At 41.6% G+C, this 18,837-nt stretch carries 13 protein-coding genes and 1 pseudogene; 5 read left to right on the top strand and 9 right to left on the bottom strand.

Translation table 11 applies throughout. From position 1 onward, the window contains the following. Positions 1-15: 15 nt before the first annotated feature. The 6 genes from NXV01_RS20045 to trpB all read right to left on the bottom strand — a co-directional run bounded on the left by NXV01_RS20045 (position 16) and on the right by trpB (position 5,814). The gene (locus NXV01_RS20045) at positions 16-639 is read right to left on the bottom strand and encodes a phosphoribosylanthranilate isomerase (protein WP_148367650.1); all 624 of its coding nucleotides are present in this window, start codon (positions 637-639) and stop codon (positions 16-18) included. Between the two features lie 26 nt (positions 640-665). Then, a complete protein-coding gene (gene trpC / locus NXV01_RS20040; protein WP_259023128.1) occupies positions 666-1,448 on the bottom strand; it encodes an indole-3-glycerol phosphate synthase TrpC in 783 nt (260 codons plus the stop codon). A 111-nt stretch (positions 1,449-1,559) separates the two neighbouring features. Continuing rightward, on the bottom strand, positions 1,560-2,555 hold the full coding sequence (trpD, locus tag NXV01_RS20035) for an anthranilate phosphoribosyltransferase (RefSeq protein WP_148367652.1): 996 nt from the start codon (positions 2,553-2,555) through the stop codon (positions 1,560-1,562). Between the two features lie 4 nt (positions 2,556-2,559). Continuing rightward, a complete protein-coding gene (locus NXV01_RS20030; protein ID WP_217722523.1) occupies positions 2,560-3,126 on the bottom strand; it encodes an aminodeoxychorismate/anthranilate synthase component II in 567 nt (188 codons plus the stop codon). 45 nt (positions 3,127-3,171) lie between these two features. Next, positions 3,172-4,578 (bottom strand): anthranilate synthase component I family protein, encoded by a 1,407-nt coding sequence (locus tag NXV01_RS20025; RefSeq protein WP_148367654.1) that lies wholly within the window; start codon positions 4,576-4,578, stop codon positions 3,172-3,174. Between the two features lie 48 nt (positions 4,579-4,626). Next, complete coding sequence (gene trpB, locus NXV01_RS20020; protein ID WP_259023127.1) at positions 4,627-5,814, bottom strand: tryptophan synthase subunit beta; 1,188 nt, start codon at positions 5,812-5,814, stop codon at positions 4,627-4,629. 358 nt (positions 5,815-6,172) lie between these two features. Between trpB and NXV01_RS20015 the strand changes: the two genes are divergently transcribed. Together NXV01_RS20015 and NXV01_RS20010 are read left to right on the top strand one after the other, a co-directional pair. After that, a complete protein-coding gene (locus tag NXV01_RS20015; RefSeq protein ID WP_167511910.1) occupies positions 6,173-6,313 on the top strand; it encodes a hypothetical protein in 141 nt (46 codons plus the stop codon). An 80-nt stretch (positions 6,314-6,393) separates the two neighbouring features. After that, positions 6,394-7,539: an iron-containing alcohol dehydrogenase gene (locus NXV01_RS20010; RefSeq protein WP_148367656.1), complete on the top strand. Its 1,146-nt coding sequence runs from the start codon at positions 6,394-6,396 to the stop codon at positions 7,537-7,539. 70 nt (positions 7,540-7,609) lie between these two features. Here NXV01_RS20010 and NXV01_RS20005 read toward each other — a convergent pair whose 3' ends face one another. Further along, entirely contained in the window at positions 7,610-9,235 is a 1,626-nt protein-coding gene (locus NXV01_RS20005) for a PAS domain-containing sensor histidine kinase (RefSeq protein WP_259023126.1), read from the bottom strand. Positions 9,236-9,573: 338 nt separating this feature from the next. On the opposite strand from NXV01_RS20005, the gene NXV01_RS20000 reads away from it, so the two are divergent. The 3 genes and pseudogenes from NXV01_RS20000 to NXV01_RS19990 all read left to right on the top strand — a co-directional run bounded on the left by NXV01_RS20000 (position 9,574) and on the right by NXV01_RS19990 (position 14,927). Continuing rightward, positions 9,574-11,433, top strand: a complete 1,860-nt coding sequence (locus NXV01_RS20000; protein ID WP_259023125.1) for an SLC13 family permease — start codon at positions 9,574-9,576, stop codon at positions 11,431-11,433. 357 nt (positions 11,434-11,790) lie between these two features. Then, positions 11,791-14,129, top strand: a pseudogene (locus NXV01_RS19995) (LruC domain-containing protein). Positions 14,130-14,348: 219 nt separating this feature from the next. Further along, positions 14,349-14,927 (top strand): HdeD family acid-resistance protein, encoded by a 579-nt coding sequence (locus NXV01_RS19990; protein ID WP_259023124.1) that lies wholly within the window; start codon positions 14,349-14,351, stop codon positions 14,925-14,927. Positions 14,928-15,089: 162 nt separating this feature from the next. Here the strand turns inward: NXV01_RS19990 and NXV01_RS19985 are convergent, their stop codons facing one another. Then, positions 15,090-17,279: a glutamine synthetase III gene (locus NXV01_RS19985; RefSeq protein ID WP_148367542.1), complete on the bottom strand. Its 2,190-nt coding sequence runs from the start codon at positions 17,277-17,279 to the stop codon at positions 15,090-15,092. Between the two features lie 53 nt (positions 17,280-17,332). Next, on the bottom strand, positions 17,333-18,772 hold the full coding sequence (locus NXV01_RS19980; RefSeq protein ID WP_259023123.1) for an ammonium transporter: 1,440 nt from the start codon (positions 18,770-18,772) through the stop codon (positions 17,333-17,335). Between the last annotated feature and the right edge of the window lie 65 nt (positions 18,773-18,837).

Below are 18,837 nucleotides of genomic sequence, written 5' to 3'. Positions count from 1 at the left end.
GTTGAAATTTTTAGATTATGATTTTAATTCATTTAAAAATGTCCGGATACGCTCCGGATCCTTTTCTCCCGGTTTCAATTCAAAACGGCTGTTGAGATCGTATCCGGCAAGCCGGGGATGCTTGAAGTCTTTCAGGGCATTGGCACTGTACGAGTTAATACCTCCACTCAATAGAAAAGGTATATGTCCATTGTACATATCCAGAATACTCCAGTCGAATTGATTTCCCGAACCACCATATTGTTCGCATTTGGTATCGAACAGAAAAAGATCACAGACTTTTTCGTAGTCATATACCTTTCTCAAATCTTTGGGACGGTCTACTGAAAAGGTCTTGATGATTTTCAATCCAGTGGAATGTAAGGACCGGCAGTATTCCGGCGATTCATTTCCGTGGAGCTGCACATAATTCAGTCCGAAACGATCAGCATACATGCTGATTGTTTGCTTGTCTTCGTTGACGAAAACTCCGACACGCTGAGCGTGAATGGGCAAGTAAGCCGGAAGCTCGTAGACATATCGGGGAGATTTAGGATAGAAGATGAATCCCAGCATATCTATGCCTTCGATAGACTCTACGTCCTGTATGTTTTCAGCTTCACGCATACCGCATACTTTGATAATTTTTCCGTTAATCATAGGGCTGTCCGTTTTGAATAATTAGTTTATTGGATTGCTTGCAGGAAATTCTGTAAAGTTTCTCCCGGTTGCTGTGTTTTCATAAATGTTTCACCGATCAGGAATCCTCGGAATCCGGCTGCCCGAAGTCGTTTTACTATTTCCGGATCGGAGATGCCGCTCTCGGATACCAATACAGCATCTTGGGGGAGTTGTCCGGCCAAGTGGAAAGAGTTTTCTACATCAGTGAAGAAAGTACCTAGATTACGGTTGTTGATTCCTACCATATCTATTTTCTTGTTGATGTATATTAATTCCTCGGAGCTGTGAATCTCCAGGAGAACTTCCAGACCTAGTTCATGAGCTTTTTCTGCAAGTTCATTACATTTCTCCGGTTCTAATGCGGCTGCGATAAGAAGTACGGCATCGGCACCGACAATTTTGGCTTGATAAAGCTGGTATTCGTCAATGATGAAGTCCTTCCTAAGAATGGGGATCTCTACCAAAGGGCGTGCAGTGCGGATATCCTTCAGGCTTCCTCCGAAAAACTTCTCGTCGGTAAGGATGGAAAGGGCGGAGGCTCCTGCTGCTGCATAGGAGGGGACAATCTCTTCCGGGCATGCTTCTTTCTTTATCCATCCTTTGGACGGAGACCGGCGCTTGAATTCAGCGATAATACCCGATGCAGAAGAGGATAATGCCTGCTTCATAGAACGAGAGGTCGGAGCTTCGCTGATACCTTCCTGTAATTGCTCGATGGAGATAGCCTGCTTTTGCAGGTCAACTTCAAATCGTTTGTTTGCTATAATCTCTGATAATATATCTTTCATCAGTTCGTAGGTTTTTATATTTATGATGATTTAGGCACGGGGTACACGGATTTTACGGCTTCGGATTAACAAGAACTGTGTAATCCGCGTAATCCGTGCCTAATTTTACATTTAACTATTTAACTCAATGAATTTCTTCAAAGTTGCTAATGCGCGTCCACTTTCCAATGACTCTTTGGCGAGAGCAATACATTCTTCAATAGTCTTCTCCGGACAAATCACATGGATGGCGAAAGCTGAATTGACTACCACTACATTCTTTTGAGCTTCCGTAGCTTTGTTATTCAGGATCTGGTCGAAAATCTTAGCTGCATCTTCCGGTGTTTGTCCACCATCCAGGTCAGTTTCCTTATAGCGGGAGAATCCGAGACTCTCGGGAGCGTAAATCTTTTCATGATCGCTGGTCGCCACTTTAAACTCATTTGTCAGAGAGATTTCGTCATATCCGTCGAGACTATGAACAACGGCAAATTTCGTCTTGCTTTCCTGATAAGTATAGGTATAGAGGCGAAGTAACGGGAGGTTGTAAACTCCTAAAAGTTGATAGGCCGGTAATACCGGATTAACCAACGGACCGAGCATATTAAAGAAAGTGCGTACTGCCAATCCTTTACGAACCGGAGCTACAGCCTTTAATGCCGGATTGAATAAAGGAGCATGCAGATAGGCAAGATTACATTTTTCCATGCTACGACGCAGTTGATCGACGTCACTGGTGAACTTTACACCGTGTTGCTCCATCACATTACTGGCACCGCTGACTGATGTTGCTCCGTAATTACCATGTTTCACAACCGGGAAACCGGCTCCGGCAACAGTGAAACAAGAAGCTGTGGAAATATTAAATGTATTTTTTCCATCACCTCCGGTTCCTACGATATCTATCGGAGCAAATTCACTTAAATCAACCGGAATACGCATTTCAAGCAATGCATCGCGGAAACCGCATAATTCTTCCACAGAGATATTACGCATCAGAAAGACGGTAATTAAAGAGGCTACCTGTACATCATTATATTTTCCTTGTGCGATGTTCTGTAAAATGGTGCGAGCCTCATCGCGTCCTAGATATTGATGTTCGAAAAGTTTGTATAGAATCTGTTTCATAAGTTTAATCGTTTAAGAAGTTTTTAATAATTTCTTTTCCTTGCGGAGTTAATACTGATTCGGGATGGAACTGAATACCATGTACATGGTAGGTCTTATGGCGGATTGCCATGATTTGTCCTTCCTGACTTTCTGCCGTTATTTCCAGACAATCGGGAAAACCTTCCCGGCTGACTACCCAGGAATGGTATCTTCCGACAGGGATTTCTTTTCCCAACCCTTCAAAAAGCAAATCCTGGTGAAGGATGGTAATCGGAGTCTGTACTCCATGATATACTTCTTTGAGATTTTCCAGACGTGCTCCGAAAGCTTCGCCGATGGCTTGATGACCGAGGCAGACACCCAGAATACTTTTGGTCGGAGCATATCTTTTAATAATAGGTAATAGCAGTCCGGCTTCTTCGGGTATGCCCGGTCCGGGAGACAGGATGATTTTATCAAATCGGTCTACTTCATCAAGCTCTATCTGGTCGTTGCGGACTACTTCTACATCTGTAGCCCCTAATTCTTTCACTGCGTGCAGTAGGTTATAAGTGAAAGAGTCGTAGTTATCTAAAAGTAATATTTTCATTTTTATTGTCATTGTAAAATGGTTGTTCAAATACTATCTCTGCTTTCAATTTTTTAGTTTGACAGCTAAATCAATCGCCTTTTTCAGTGCTCCCAGTTTATTGTTCACCTCTTGCAGTTCGTATTCATCCTGACTGCGGGCTACAATACCTCCTCCGGCTTGGAACCAGAGTTCATTGTTGCGGCTTACAAAAGTACGGATGGTGATAGCCTGGTTTAATTCGCCGTTCAATCCGATAAAACCGATACAGCCACCATAGGCTCCACGATTATGTGGTTCGATTTCGCTGATTAACTGCATAGCGCGTACTTTGGGAGCACCGCTTAATGTGCCGGCAGGAAACGTGTCAATAAACGTTTTTATTTTGTCTGCGCCCTCATTCAACATACCGCTGACGCGGCTTACCAAGTGAATGACATGGCTATAATATTGTGGTTCCTTATAGAATAGAACGCGTACATCATGACAATTACGGGAAAGGTCGTTTCTGGCAAGATCAACCAGCATGACATGCTCTGCATTTTCTTTAGGATCGGCTAGTAAAGCTTCTGTCAGTTCCCGGTCTTTTACTATATCTCCGGTACGGCGGGTAGTTCCGGCAATCGGATCGATGTAAGCACGACCATCTTCGATTTTGCAATGTGTTTCCGGTGAAGAACCGAAGATGCGGTATCCTCCGAAATCGAAGTAGAAAAGATAAGGAGAAGGATTGATGCTGCGGAGTGCGCGGTAAACTTTGAAATCATCTCCGGCATAAGGTTGGATAAATCTTCTGGAAAGTACGATTTGGAAAACATCTCCACGCATACAGTGTGCGATTCCTTTGCGGACATTGGCTTTATGTTCTTCGTCGGTGATAGGGCTGGTAACGGGACCTGTTACAGAGAAGTTGTAAGAAGCATAATTCCGGTTTTCGATGGCTGCTTCCAGTTCCGGCAAGCCGCTTTCTTCTCCTTCGGACAACATTTCAACGAGTGTCAATTCATTTTTGAAATGATTGAAAACAATGACATACTTATATAATATGTATAGCAAATCCGGAGCATCATTTTGCTCATCGTGACTTTCTTTCACCGGGATGTGCTCGAAGTATTTCACAGCGTTAAACGTCGTGTATCCGTAAAGTCCACATACATTCTTATTATCTCCGGTCACTTGGAATTGATTGATAAACCGGTTCATGGCCTTTTCTACATGGAAGGTTTTTGTCAAGGGTTCTTCCGTGCGGCTGTTATCGGGATATTTGGCAGTGACAATTCCACTGTTTATACCGATGCTTGCCAGGGGACAGAGGGCAATAAATGACAAGGAATTTTCTCCGGCATGATAATCGGAACTTTCCATTAATGCAGATTGCGGATACATGTCGCGGACTTTCAGGTAAATGCTGACGGGAGTATGCATATCTCCGAGCACTTGTTTGCTATGAGTTGTATAATTAAATGTTTTCATTTCTATAATTGCTTGATTATTGATTACGAATGATGGTTTACTAATTACTTATTGCTGTTTATTAAACGATAAATAGGTTTCAATATCTTTGTCTCCTCGTCCTGAAACAGTCAATACAACGATATCTTCCGGTTTGAACTTCAATTTTTTCAAAGCTCCTAATGCATGGGCAGATTCCAGTGCAGGGATAATACCTTCGAGTTTAGTTAGTTCGTAAGCGGCTTCTATTGCTTCGTCGTCATTGATTGCCAAAACGTTGGCACGTCTTTGTGCGGCAAGATTGGCGTGTATCGGGCCAATGCCCGGATAATCCAGTCCGGCGGAAATCGAGTAAGGCTCTTCAATCTGTCCGTCTTCGTTTTGGATGACGTAAGTACGCGCTCCGTGGATAATTCCCATTTTACCGAGTTGGATGGTAGCGGCGGTCATTCCGGTTTCTATTCCTTTGCCTCCGGCTTCTGCCAGAATGATGCCTACCCGTTCATCATTGATATAATGATAAATCGTTCCGGCAGCATTACTTCCTCCTCCGACGCAGGCTATCAGATAATCCGGATAGTCACGTCCTTCTTTTTCTTGCAGTTGTTTTTTTATTTCTTCGCTGATAACAGATTGCAGGCGTGCCACCATATCAGGATAAGGATGAGGGCCTACGGTAGAGCCGATGATATAATAAGTGTCGGCAGGATGACAGCACCAGTCGCGGATCGCTTCGTTGGTGGCGTCTTTCAAGGTCATATTTCCGGAAGTAACGGGAATAACGGTAGCTCCCAGCATTTTCATTTTCTCCACATTGATGTGCTGGCGTTCTACATCCGTCTTTCCCATATAAACGATACATTCCATATCCATCAATGCACACACGGTAGCTGTTGCTACTCCATGTTGTCCGGCTCCGGTTTCGGCGATGATGCGCTTCTTTCCCATGCGGCGTGCCAGCAAGATTTGTCCGATGGTGTTGTTGATTTTGTGTGCACCGGTATGATTCAGGTCTTCCCGTTTCAGATACAACTTGCAACCATACTTTTCGGAAAGGCGTTTTGCCAGATAGAGTGGGGAAGGGCGTCCTACGTAGTCGCGTAATAATTGCTCAAATTCCTTTTTAAATTCTTCGCTTTCAATCACTTCGAGGTACTTGTTTGTCAGTTCCTCAACACATTTGTGGAGGATTTCCGGTACGTAAGCACCACCGAATTCTCCGTAATAGCCATCCTGGTCAACTAAAAAACTTTTCATAATCCTATCTATTTTTTATGTTATTATCTAATCTGTTCGAAAATGGGCAAATAAAAAGAGCCCTGCCGCAAGTTGCGACAGGGCTCTTTCAAATCTGTTATATCTTTAATGAGGTATATACATACGAGCACTGCTCCCTTACGACTGTCGGAGTTGTAACGGGTGCCACCACCAATATGTATTTACTAACATTGTTCTCATTGTCTTTTGTAATTTTATGAGGGCAAATATAGACACTTTGTTTGAAACAGCAAACAAAAAATGACTTTTTTTCTCTTTTGCCTTCATTTTTCTGATATAGAACAATTTTCAACCTGAACTGTTCTTATAAATATTGAATATTTAAACAAAAACAATTATGAAACAGAGAAAAGTTTTAGTAGGTATTGCTATTGCCATTTTCATTATATTATTATTGTATTGGTTATTGGTAGCAGAGGATATGAAACCTTGGTTGTCGGCTATGGTTCCTTCCGTGGTACAACAATTCTTCGCTTGATTCTGACAGGGTTCGGATAAATCATGTATCTTTGCAAGGAGAGTGACTGATAACCAAAATAATAACAATAGACTAACGATATGGAAAATTTTATTTTTCAAAATCCCGTGAAACTGATAATGGGAAAAGGGATGATTGCCCGGCTGGCTAAAGAAATACCATCCGACAAGCGTATTATGATTACTTTTGGCGGCGGAAGCGTGAAGAAAAACGGAGTATACGATCAGGTAAAAGAAGCATTGAAGAATCATTTTACAGTAGAATTCTGGGGAATCGAACCCAATCCTGCCATTGAAACTCTTCGTAAAGCTATTGCTTTGGGAAAAGAAGAGAAAGTAGATTATCTGCTGGCTGTTGGTGGTGGTTCCGTTATTGACGGTACGAAATTGATTTCTGCAGGAATTCTGTATGATGGTGATGCTTGGGATTTAGTACTTGCCGGACGTCCAGTCACTCATACTGTACCTCTTGCCACTGTATTGACTTTGCCCGCTACCGGTTCGGAGATGAATAACGGGGCAGTTATTTCCCGTCGTGAAACAAAAGAGAAATATCCTTTTTATGCCAACTATCCAATCTTCTCTATTCTTGACCCGGAAGTAACCTTTACCTTGCCTCCTCATCAGGTGGCCTGTGGTTTGGCTGATACCTTTGTTCATGTGATGGAGCAATATATGACTACTCCCGGGCAGAGCCGCATTATGGACCGTTGGGCGGAAGGCATTTTACAAACTTTGGTGGAAATAGCTCCGAAAATCCGTGAAAACCAGCATGATTATCAACTGATGGCTGATTTTATGCTTTCGGCTACAATGGCATTGAATGGATTTATTGCTATGGGAGTGTCGCAAGACTGGGCAACTCACATGATTGGCCATGAAATTACTGCTTTGCACGGATTGACACATGGTCATACGTTAGCCATTGTTCTTCCTGCCACTTTACAGGTGCTTCATGAAGAAAAAGGAGACAAGCTTTTGCAGTATGGTGAAAGAGTCTGGGGAATTACTTCCGGTACGCGAGAAGAACGGATTGATGAAGCGATTTGTCATACCGAAGAGTTCTTCCGTTCACTTGGGCTGACTACACGTTTGCATGAAGAGAACATCGGACAGGATACTATCTTGGAAGTCGAACGTCGATTCAATGAACGTGGTGCTAAATATGGAGAGAATGGAAATGTAACGGGTGCTGTTGCCCGCAGGATATTAGAGACTGCACTTTAAGCATACTCTTACATTAAAAATATAGGATAAAGAGGATATTGGAACAGACTTTTCACGATATCCTCTTTTATTATTTCTCAATTTTCTCTGACCTTGGAATTCTGAACCAGAAGCAAGAACCTTCTCCTTCTTTAGATTGCGCTCCGATAACCCCGCCCAGTCTTTCTACTATGACACGGCAGATGGCTAGTCCGAGTCCTGTTCCTTTAATAAAGGAGTTCAGTTTGACGAAGCGTTCAAACACTTTATCTATCTTGTCAGCAGGAATTCCGATACCTGTATCTTTTACATAAAAGTATATTTCATCTTTGGCTTCTTCAATCCGGTATCCCATTTCGATAGAACCTTTAGGGGTGAATTTCAAAGCATTATTTGTAAAGTTGATGATAACCTGTGATAGACGTATGCGGTCGGTATACATCACGCATTGATCTGCTTTTTCTGTGAATAAGATTTGAACGTCCGGGGAAGAATTCTTTTCTTGCATTTGCCTGCAAATACCTTCCATCAATTCATTGATATCAGTCTGTGCAAATGTGAAATCCATAGTGCCGGCTTCAATTTTAGAAAGATCGAGGATGTCGTCTATCAGTTGCAATAATAAGATATTATTGCTGGAGATGATTTTTACAAATTCTTTTCTCTCTTCCTCCTCCTCCGTCTGGCAAACCATTTCGGAGAATCCTACAATCGCATTTAGCGGGGTTCGTATTTCATGGCTCATATTAGCGAGAAAGGCAGATTTGAGCCGGTTGGATTCTTCGGCTTTTTCTTTTGCTTCCTGCAGCATTTTGTCCATCTTTAGTTTTTCAGTGATGTTTTCAAAACGAAGTAATCCTCCAATAATTTCAGTTTCCTTTTCGTCGCCGAATACAGGAGTTGCGGTCACTTCAAAATCTACATCGTCTACTCTGATGGTATGCCGGATAATTTTGCCCTGTTCGATAGCTTTCTTGAAGGCACATTGTCCACACGGTTCATTACGAAGTGCACTGGTCTGATAGCAAATTTTTCCCGGTATGTATCGTCTGCCTTTTACCAGGCTGGCTATTTGTCTTGTTTCCTCCCATTGTACGCGGTAATTTTTATCAATATAGATAAGGCCGAAGTCGATACTTTTTAGAGCTAGTTTTTGCTTCTTCAATGCTTTTTCCAGTTCTTCCTTGGCGGCAACTAATTCTCTTTCATAATTCTTGAGTTGTGTGATATCCCACCGGGTTGCCAACAGCCATTTCTTTTCTCCTTCCCATGAAATAATAGATTTAACGGCAATAGTATCATGGGTGATTCCATCGGGAGTGGTGTATTTCTCTTCTTTGCGATATACTTTGCCTGCTTGTATGAGTTCTTTGTCGATATGCCGGTATTTTTCACCTCTTTCTTCTCCGTAAATTTCATAATCAGTATGTCCGATGGCTTCTTCACTGCTAATGCCGGATTGAGCGGCTGATTCTTTATTCCAGTAATAGTATCGGAAATCGTTTGTAATATCTTTTACAAAGATAGGAAAAGGAAGGTTATCGAGAATATCAAAGGAGAAACGGTAGGAATGATTGGTCTTTTTAATCGTTTTTTGTAATTTACGGATTCTATATAGTAAGCTGCTGATGACAAGGAGCAAAATAATTACCAGTAAATAATTATAACCCCAATGAGCTTCGTTGATCCAATAATTTAACAAAATATTGTTTGCCATAAAATGTTTGATATAAATGAGGTGTAAAGATATGAATTGTTCTTTAATTTTCAAAAAAATAATACATAAATATATTGTCTTTCAACATTATATTGTGAGGCTGTAATTATATGTGATGAAGAGATAGTAGAAGTGTGGTATTTTATAGTTCTTGTATAGTATCATATTTAGTTTGATTTAGAATCTTTTTTCGGAGAGAAAATGTATTAAAATATTAAATGATGTCTCATGAACTAAAATCATTTCTAATTTGTTTTAATAACGCTGGAGTATTTTCTATTTTTGTTCACCTGAATTAGTTTTGATAGAGTCAAAATAAAACAATCATTAAATTACGTATGCTAATAACCATTATCATTCTCGTTCTTTCGGCTGTCTTTTTTGTGAACGGCAAGGTTCGTTCGGATATTGTGGCACTATGTGCGCTGATAGCTTTACTTATTTTTCAGATATTAACTCCTGACGAAGCACTCTCCGGTTTCTCCAATTCGGTAGTCATTATGATGATCGGATTGTTTGTAGTGGGAGGGGCTATTTTTCAGACTGGGTTGGCAAAAATGATAAGTTCCCGTATTCTTAAACTTGCAGGAACTAGTGAGATTCGATTATTTCTGTTAGTGATGTTAGTGACTTCGGTCATTGGTGCGTTTGTCAGTAATACAGGTACGGTGGCGCTGATGCTTCCTATTGTTGTCAGTCTGGCGATGAGTGCCGGTATGAATCCGAGCAGGCTATTGATGCCATTGGCTTTTGCGAGTAGTATGGGAGGTATGATGACTTTAATCGGTACTCCGCCGAACCTTGTGATACAGAATACGTTGACTTCCGCCGGACTTGAACCGCTTTCCTTCTTCTCTTTCCTGCCTGTCGGTGTTGTCTGTGTAATTGTCGGTACACTTGTATTAATGCCACTTAGTAAATGGTTTCTTTCTAAAAAGGGTCAGAAAGATGATAATAAACGTTCGGGTAAGTCATTGAAGCAGTTGGTGAATGAATATGGACTTTCCAGCAATCTGTTCCGTTTGCAGGTAATAAAAGATTCCCGGCTTTTAGGTAAAACAATTATTGACTTGGATATTCGTCATAAATATGGTTTGAATATCATGGAAGTTCGTCGTGGTGATGCATCGCAACATCGTTTTTTGAAAACGATTACACAGAAGTTTGCCACACCGGACACGATGTTGCAAGCCGAGGATATTTTGTATGTGACGGGAGAATTTGATAAGGTACAACTCTTTGCGGAAGATTATCTGTTAGAGATTTTAGACGACCATGCAACAGAAGAAACAAAAAGTACAGTTAATTCGCTGGATTTTTATGACATCGGTATTGCTGAAATAGTGTTGATGCCAGCTTCTAATTTGATAAACCAAACTATTAAAGAGGCCGGTTTTCGTGATAAGTTTAATGTGAACGTATTAGGAATCCGTCGTAAAAAGGAATACCTATTGCAAGAGTTGGGAAATGAGCGCATTCACAGTGGTGATGTACTTCTGGTGCAGGGAACATGGAATAATATAGCCCGTCTTAGTAAAGAAGAGGCTGATTGGGTTGTCTTGGGACAGCCTTTGGCGGAAGCGGCTAAAGTAACGTTAGACTATAAAGCTCCCGTGGCGGCTGCTATTATGTTATTAATGGTGGCAATGATGGTTTTCGACTTCATTCCGATAGCTCCGGTTACAGCTGTTATGATAGCAGGTATATTGATGGTATTGACCGGATGTTACCGTAATGTAGAAGTGGCTTATAAAACGATAAACTGGGAGAGTATTGTATTGATTGCAGCTATGCTTCCTATGTCCTTGGCATTGGAGAAAACAGGAGCTTCGGAATATATTTCCAATACGTTGGTTAGCGGCTTGGGAGCATACGGACCTGTTGCATTGATGGCAGGTATTTACTTTACGACTTCGCTGATGACGATGTTTATTAGCAATACTGCTACTGCTGTCTTACTTGCGCCGATTGCTTTGCAAAGTGCCATACAGATTGGGGTGAGTCCGGTTCCCTTCTTGTTTGCTGTGACGGTAGGTGCAAGTATGTGTTTTGCTTCTCCATTCTCTACACCGCCTAACGCCCTGGTGATGCCTGCCGGTCAATATACTTTTATGGATTATGTAAAAGTAGGATTGCCATTGCAGATTATTATGGGGATTGTGATGATTTTTGTTTTACCTTTGATTTTCCCCTTCTAATTATTAACTTTTATTCTTTCGATAGGGAAATGAAGGAACTCGGGATTTTGTAGTGCTCTGTAGTACTGAATCTTTGTTGTTTAATTGAGAGTTGCATAGAATATGCAACTCTTTGTTTTTGCTTCATACTACAAAGCTTATACTTATAAGTTTTTTATTTTCAATGATGTAGCCGATTGTCTTTTAATGAGAATAATTAAAATTATATTAATAAAAGATGTTAACGGTGAGCTGAAAATACAACTTTAACTGTCTTTTATCTATAAATACAATTATCTTTGTGCGTTCATTACTGATTGTTGATTAGTGGTGATTTGTATTTTGTGCAAATAAAGCAAACTTAAGCATTCAAAGATTATGAAACAGAACATTGCAAAAGTCTTCACTTTTTCGTTGTTGGCGTCCTCCATCAGTTTTACTAGTTGTGTTGATAATGAGAAAACTCTGTTCAATGCAGATCAACTGAGACAAACTTACGAAGAAACCTTTCCTGTAAAGAACATCGATCCTAATGGGGATTGGACCATGTCGCATAAAGTGACGGCACATGTGTCGGTTAATGGAGATTTGGGCACAGATTATAAGATACAGATATTCGATGCTGACCCATTAAGCTCGGAAAGTACAGCAAAAATCTTAGCGGAAGGAACTGCCAATCAAAGTACAACTTTGAATGTAGTGATGGACTGTGCAACAGCTCTCAATAAAGTGTTTGTTGCACGTATAGACAATCACGGACATTATATGGTGCAGCCCGTGTCGATTGAAAATGGAGAAGTAACTGCACAACTTGGACATGAAAAGGATGTGCCTACACGCTCTATGTCACGAACTGTGCCGAAAACAGGTATACCGGCTATGGGAGCGCCTTATACAGCCGATGATATTAGTAGTAAAAAAGCGATAGCTACTGATGTTCAAGCTGGTTGGGATTTGGGTGCAGGTTCCGGATGGTTTGAATATGCTAAATTACCTGTATTCAAAGAAAAAGAACGTTGGTTTAAAATTCAGAGTGGTACTTTTAATAAAGGATTTACTACTACTGGAACCAGTGGTGGAGCCCAGGCTGTGAAAGTAATCGTTCCTCAAGGAAGTACATGGATTATTGAAAGTAGTTATCAATTTAGCGATATTACAGAAATTGTAGTTGAAAATGGTGGGAAAGTAGAGATAGCCAAAAATGCGAGCTTGGCGTTGACAAATAAGTCTTATTTAACAGTAATGCCGGGTGGAAGTATCATAGGTGAGGGAACTATTCAAATTACAAATGGTTCTAGTGGATTAAGAAACTATAATGCAGGCACTATTAATTGCTCTGTATTAGATTTCAACGGTGGTGTAGGAGTCTTTTATAATTATGGATTACTTCAGTTGGAACGCTATGAAGCTTCAACAAATGGAATGGAACTGGTGAATCATGGTACTATGGAGACTGAAAGTATCAATGGTAACAATAATACCAATATTAAAAATGGTTGTTATTTGAAAACCGGTAAATTCCAATTTGGCACACTTGTTATGGGGAATACTTCCGAAGCCATTTGCGAGGAGCTTGGTTATAATGGTAATGACAATGACATTGTAATGGAAGCGCAATCCATGTTGACTTGTACAGGTAAGGCCAGCTTATATAGAACTGTTACCGGTCCAACTGTGGGTACTGCTTTATTGAGAATTAATGAGATTGCTAATCTTAGTGGTTTGGCCCAATCTAATTCTAAAGTAACCAATAATATCATTTGTGAAATAACAGATCAGACATATAAAGGTGAAGCGCACTATGACTGGTCTCCTTTTGCATGGCTAGTAAATAAAGGATTGCAGCAAGGCGCTACCTATTGCAATCCGGGTAAGGCTGATTTTATACTTCCTGCTGACGGTGAATGTATCAAAGAAGGATACAATTCTGATGAAAATCCGGATGATGTAGAGATTCGAAATGCAGTTTATTCTTATGCCTTTGAAGACAATTATCCGCAAGCGGGAGACTATGATTTCAATGATATTGTGTTGAATGTCAATTTGCCTGCTGCTGGTAATGATGTGAAAGAATTGAAATATATAGTCGACCTGCGTGCGGTTGGTGCCGTGAAGCAATTAGGTGCTGGTTTAAGAATACGAGAATTCGATAAAAGTAATGTGGAAGAGGTCAGTTTTGGTGCAGGTGCTACCCAACGTACCAACTCATTAAATTCTGGAATATTTGAAAATGCATCTTATGAAACGAACGGTAATGAACTTGTGATTCCTTTATTTGGCGATGCACATTATGTGTATGGATATACTGGATCACAACGTCCTATGTTGAATACGGGGAATGCTAGTACTCCTCTTACAAACATATATACTCTTGAAGTGAACATAAAACTCAAGAATGCAATATCCATCCCTAGTGTGACAGACGGCTTAGATTTCTTTATTGCATATCAGGGGGAGCTCAGAAGAGAACGGAAATTCATCTGAATCAATTTAATTCGCCTACAGCGAACGGCCAATTGGCTGATAAGGAAGTGCTGGATGTAATCAAGGCGGTTAATAATACATGGGCTCTTTGCGTTCCTGAAAAATTTGCTTATCCTACAGAGACAACAGTGATAACGGATGCATATGCTAAGTTCGCCGACTGGGCGCATGATCAGGCCATGAATACTGACTGGTATAATACTGTAAGCAGTAATAAGGTAATGAAGTATTAAGCTATTGATTTTATAAAAAACAAGGTATCATAATATTATATTTACTAAAATATAAAAAGGTGATTAATACGAGGACTTTTCCAAATATTGATCACCTTTTTTTCATATCGTAACATATTACGAACTTATTACAATGTTTATTTGTTATTTTTATATGTCAGTAGAAACACTTATATTCGCAAAAGTATTGGAACAGACTCGGTTAAAAAAATAGAATTTATGAAAACAATGAATTATTCCCTTATTCGTATTCTCTTCGCACTTGTGATTGGATTGGTACTCGTGATTTGGCCTAATGCGGCTGCCAGCTATATTGTCATTACGGTAGGTGTTGCCTTCTTGATTCCCGGTGTTATCAGCCTTTTTGGCTATTTCGGCCGGAAAAGACCGGAAGGTGAAGCTGCTCCCCGTTTTCCGATAGAAGGAATCGGTAGCTTATTATTCGGACTTTGGCTGATTGTGATGCCTGAATTCTTTGCAGACGTCCTGATGTTTTTATTGGGATTTATCCTGATTATGGGAGGAGTGCAACAGATTGCTTCTTTGTCGATGGCTCGTCGGTGGATGCCCGTTTCGAGAGCTTTTTATCTGATTCCTTCGCTGATTCTTATTGCGGGTATCATCGCTTTGTTCAATCCGACAGGAGCGCGTAATACTGCATTTATAATTATTGGTATCAGCAGTTTGGTTTATTCTCTTTCCGAATTGATAAACTGGTTCAAGTTTGCCCGTCGCCGCCCGAAGGCTCCGGTTATGCATGACGATGATGATATTGAAGACGCAAAGATTATCGAATAAAAAAAGAAGAGGACTGCTTCACAGCACCCCTCCCCGCAAACTTAAAACAACCAACAAAAGAAATAGATAATTTCAATAACAGTGAACGGCTAACGGTGAATATTCTGCAATGATAATGCAGTTTGTTCACCGTTTACAGTTTATCGTTCACCGCATTTTTTTCTATCTCACAAATAACAGTTCCCTGTATTTTGGAAGCGTCCACATCTGATTGTCGACAATCAGTTCCAACTTGTCGATGTGATAACGGATTTCTTCCAGTGCCGGGACGATTGTGTCGTGGTAGGCAATGGCTTTTTCCCGTTCGCTTTCTATCTTGTTTGCAACCTTACGAGCCTCAATCATTGCATCTACATGCTCCTTGATGAAAGCTGTGCGGTCGGCAATCTCTTCAATAAGTTCCAGGTTTTTAGCAGACAATTTCGCAGCCTTTTCTGCCGGGAAAAGAGATTGCATCTTATAGACATTATTAATTAAGTCCGTCTGGTATTGAGTGGCAACCGGAATGATATGATTCATTGCCAAGTCACCCAATACACGTGCCTCAATCTGAATCTTCTTCGTATAAGTTTCCCATTTCACCTCGTTACGGGCTTCCAGTTCTTTCTTTGTCATTACACCGGTAGCTTCGAACATGGCAATTGTTTCCGGTTTCAGGTAATTGTCGAAGATAACAGGAACACTGGTTTCGCAATCCAGTCCACGACGGGCAGCTTCTTTTTTCCATTCGTCGCTGTAACCGTTACCGTCGAAATGAATGGCTTTACATTCTTTGATATATCCGCGAATGATTTCAAGAATGGCGGAAATTTTGGGTTCTCCCTTTTCAATCAACGCATCCACGTCCTTCTTAAACTTCACCAATTGATTTGCTACGGCCGAGTTCAATGCAATCATGGCAGAAGCACAGTTTGCTTCGGAACCTACGGCACGGAACTCAAAGCGGTTGCCTGTGAAAGCAAATGGAGAAGTACGGTTACGGTCTGTATTATCGATCAGCAATTCGGGAATCTGCGGAATATCCAACTTCATTCCCTGTTTACCGCTAAGGCTGATCAAATCATCTTTCGTACTGTTCTCGATATGATCCAATACCTGCGACAACTGTTTTCCGAGGAAAGAGGAGATAATTGCAGGAGGCGCTTCATTCGCTCCCAGACGGTGGGCGTTGGTAGCACTGGAGATAGAAGCTTTCAGCAATCCGTTATGATGGTAAACAGCCATCAATGTATTGACAACGAATGTAACAAAACGCAGATTGTCTTCCGGAGTCTTACCTGGTCCCATCAATAAGATACCTGTATCAGTACCCAAAGACCAGTTGTTGTGTTTACCCGAACCATTGACACCTTTGAAGGGCTTTTCATGAAGCAGTACGCGGAAACCGTGGCGACGGCTCACCTTACGCATCAGTGACATAATCAGCAAGTTATGGTCGTTGGCCAAGTTACATTCTTCAAAGATAGGAGCCAGCTCAAACTGGTTTGGAGCAACCTCATTGTGACGAGTCTTGACAGGAATACCCAGTTTCAGAGCTTCAATTTCAAGGTCTTTCATGAAGGCAGCCACACGGGTGGGAATAGCACCGAAGTAGTGGTCTTCCAACTGTTGGTTCTTGGCACTGTCATGTCCCATCAAAGTACGTCCGGTCAGCAATAAATCCGGACGTGCGGCATATAAACCTTCGTCCACCAGAAAATATTCCTGTTCCCAGCCTAGATAAGCAACCACTTTCTTAACTTCCGGATTGAAGTAATGGCATACGTCTACGGCAGCTTTATCTACGGCACGCAGTGCTTTCAATAAGGGAGCTTTATAGTCGAGAGCCTCACCGGTATATGCGATAAAGACAGTCGGGATGCAAAGCGTATCATCTACAATAAAAGCAGGTGATGAAGGATCCCAGGCACTGTAACCACGCGCTTCGAATGTATTGCGGATTCCGCCATTCGGGAAAGAAGAAGCATCCGGTTCTTGCTGCACAAGCAGTTTGCCTGTAAATTCTTCCATCATGCCACCTTTGCCGTCATGTTCGACGAAAGCATCGTGCTTTTCTGCCGTACCTTCGGTGAGCGGTGCAAACCAGTGTGTGTAGTGAGTGGCCCCCATTTCGATGGCCCATTTCTTCATGCCGGCAGCTACTTCGTCAGCAATACTGCGATCTAGCGGAGCACCATTATCAATTGCGTCAATCAGCGCATTGTATACCTTGCTGGGAAGATATTTGAACATCTTTTCCTTGTTGAACACATATTTGCCGAAGTATTCCGAAGGACGTTCAGCAGGTGTTGCTACCTCAACCGCTTTCTTCTTGAAAGCTGTCTCTACTACTCTGAATCTAAGTTTTGACATAATACCTGATTTGATTTGTTGTTAAATATGTTAGAGTTGATAATCTGTTTCATTTAGTTGTAAGCGGACTCTCCGTGTTCGTAGATATCAAGACCTTCTTCTTCGATACGTGCCGGAACACGAAGTCCGTGAATCTTGTCAAGTGCTTTAAAGATTATGAATCCCATACCTGCTGCCCAGACACCGACAACCAGTGCTCCGAATAGTTGTGCACAGAGGAATCCGAAACCGTGTCCGTAGAATAAACCTTCGCTGGTAGAGAACAAACCCGTGAGAACTGTTCCGAGAAATCCGCAAACACCATGTACGGAAGATGCGCCCACCGGATCGTCTATCTTTAAAATCTTGTCTATAAAATCGACAGAGAAAATCATTACAACACCACAGATTGCGCCGATTAGAGCGGCTCCTGCGGGAGATACTGCGTCACATCCGGCTGTAATACCGACCAAACCTGCCAGAATACCATTCAATGTCAGTGACAAAGAAGGCTTTCCGTATTTCATCCAGCTGATCGCCAATGCGAAGAAACCACCGGCACAGGCCGCAAGATTTGTAGTCAGGAATACGTGGGAGATTGCATTTGCATCAGTTTCGGTACTTGCTGCCAATTGAGAACCGGGGTTGAACCCAAACCATCCGAACCAGAGAATAAATACACCTAGTGCGGCAATTGTCAGGTTATGTCCCGGAATAGCTCTTGATTTGCCGTCTTTTCCATATTTACCGATACGCGGGCCAAGAATGGCAGCACCTACCAGAGCAATCCATCCACCTACAGAGTGAACAACGGTAGAACCGGCGAAGTCATGGAAGGTTGTTCCAAAAAGATTCATCATGAAAGACCTCTCTTCACCGTTCATCAGCCAACCGCCACCCCAAGTCCAGTGGCCGGATATCGGATATATCAGTACACTGATGAAAATCGTGTAAACCAAATACATGGAGAATTTGGTACGTTCTGCCATTGCTCCTGATACGATTGTGGCTGCCGTTGCACAGAATACGGTCTGGAAAACCAGAAAACCTTCTCTGGGAAGACCGTTGTCCATGAAAGAAAGGTCGAAGAAGTGGGGCATTCCGATGAATTCTCCTGCGCCAAACATAAGCCCGAAACCGATGAACCAATATAATAAAGAACCGAACATGAAATCAACAAAGTTCTTCATCAGAATATTGGCGGTATTCTTTACTCTTGTGAACCCAGCTTCAACAAGTGCAAATCCCGGTTGCATAAAAAATACCAGCATTGCTGCAAGCAACATCCAGACCGTATTCAGTCCTAAGGCCAGTTCACCAATTGTATCAGGGGTTTCTGCGTCAGTCTCGGCAGGAGCTGCTGTAATTTCAGTTGTCGTCTCTACCACCGTTGTAACAGTATCTGCAACAACTGCGTCTTGTGCTAGCGTGCCGGTGGCAAAACAGCATAACATAAACATGGTAGTGGCTATCCACAGCTTTACGAAGCTATGGCTTTTATATTTTGTATCCATAATGAATTATCTTATTAAATGCCTGTTATTAGTAATATTATAATTTCTTTTTCATATATGCCATC

This window comes from Bacteroides sp. BFG-606 (genome assembly GCF_024788145.1).
Classification (GTDB): Bacteria; Bacteroidota; Bacteroidia; order Bacteroidales; family Bacteroidaceae; genus Bacteroides; species Bacteroides vicugnae.
This window is presented reverse-complemented; position numbering and strand designations above follow the sequence as displayed.

Excerpts from the sequence above, each read along its gene's own strand:
- NXV01_RS19985 (WP_148367542.1), bottom strand. The coding sequence starts at position 17,279 with ATGTCAAAACTTAGATTCAGAGTAGTAGAGACAGCTTTCAAGAAGAAA.
- NXV01_RS20030 (WP_217722523.1), bottom strand. The coding sequence starts at position 3,126 with ATGAAAATATTACTTTTAGATAACTACGACTCTTTCACTTATAACCTA.
- NXV01_RS19980 (WP_259023123.1), bottom strand. The coding sequence starts at position 18,772 with ATGGATACAAAATATAAAAGCCATAGCTTCGTAAAGCTGTGGATAGCC.
- NXV01_RS20015 (WP_167511910.1), top strand. The coding sequence starts at position 6,173 with ATGAAACAGAGAAAAGTTTTAGTAGGTATTGCTATTGCCATTTTCATT.
- trpD (WP_148367652.1), bottom strand. The coding sequence starts at position 2,555 with ATGAAACAGATTCTATACAAACTTTTCGAACATCAATATCTAGGACGC.
- NXV01_RS20000 (WP_259023125.1), top strand. The coding sequence starts at position 9,574 with ATGCTAATAACCATTATCATTCTCGTTCTTTCGGCTGTCTTTTTTGTG.
- NXV01_RS19990 (WP_259023124.1), top strand. The coding sequence starts at position 14,349 with ATGAAAACAATGAATTATTCCCTTATTCGTATTCTCTTCGCACTTGTG.
- trpC (WP_259023128.1), bottom strand. The coding sequence starts at position 1,448 with ATGAAAGATATATTATCAGAGATTATAGCAAACAAACGATTTGAAGTT.
- NXV01_RS20045 (WP_148367650.1), bottom strand. The coding sequence starts at position 639 with ATGATTAACGGAAAAATTATCAAAGTATGCGGTATGCGTGAAGCTGAA.
- NXV01_RS20005 (WP_259023126.1), bottom strand. The coding sequence starts at position 9,235 with ATGGCAAACAATATTTTGTTAAATTATTGGATCAACGAAGCTCATTGG.
- trpB (WP_259023127.1), bottom strand. The coding sequence starts at position 5,814 with ATGAAAAGTTTTTTAGTTGACCAGGATGGCTATTACGGAGAATTCGGT.
- NXV01_RS20010 (WP_148367656.1), top strand. The coding sequence starts at position 6,394 with ATGGAAAATTTTATTTTTCAAAATCCCGTGAAACTGATAATGGGAAAA.
- NXV01_RS20025 (WP_148367654.1), bottom strand. The coding sequence starts at position 4,578 with ATGAAAACATTTAATTATACAACTCATAGCAAACAAGTGCTCGGAGAT.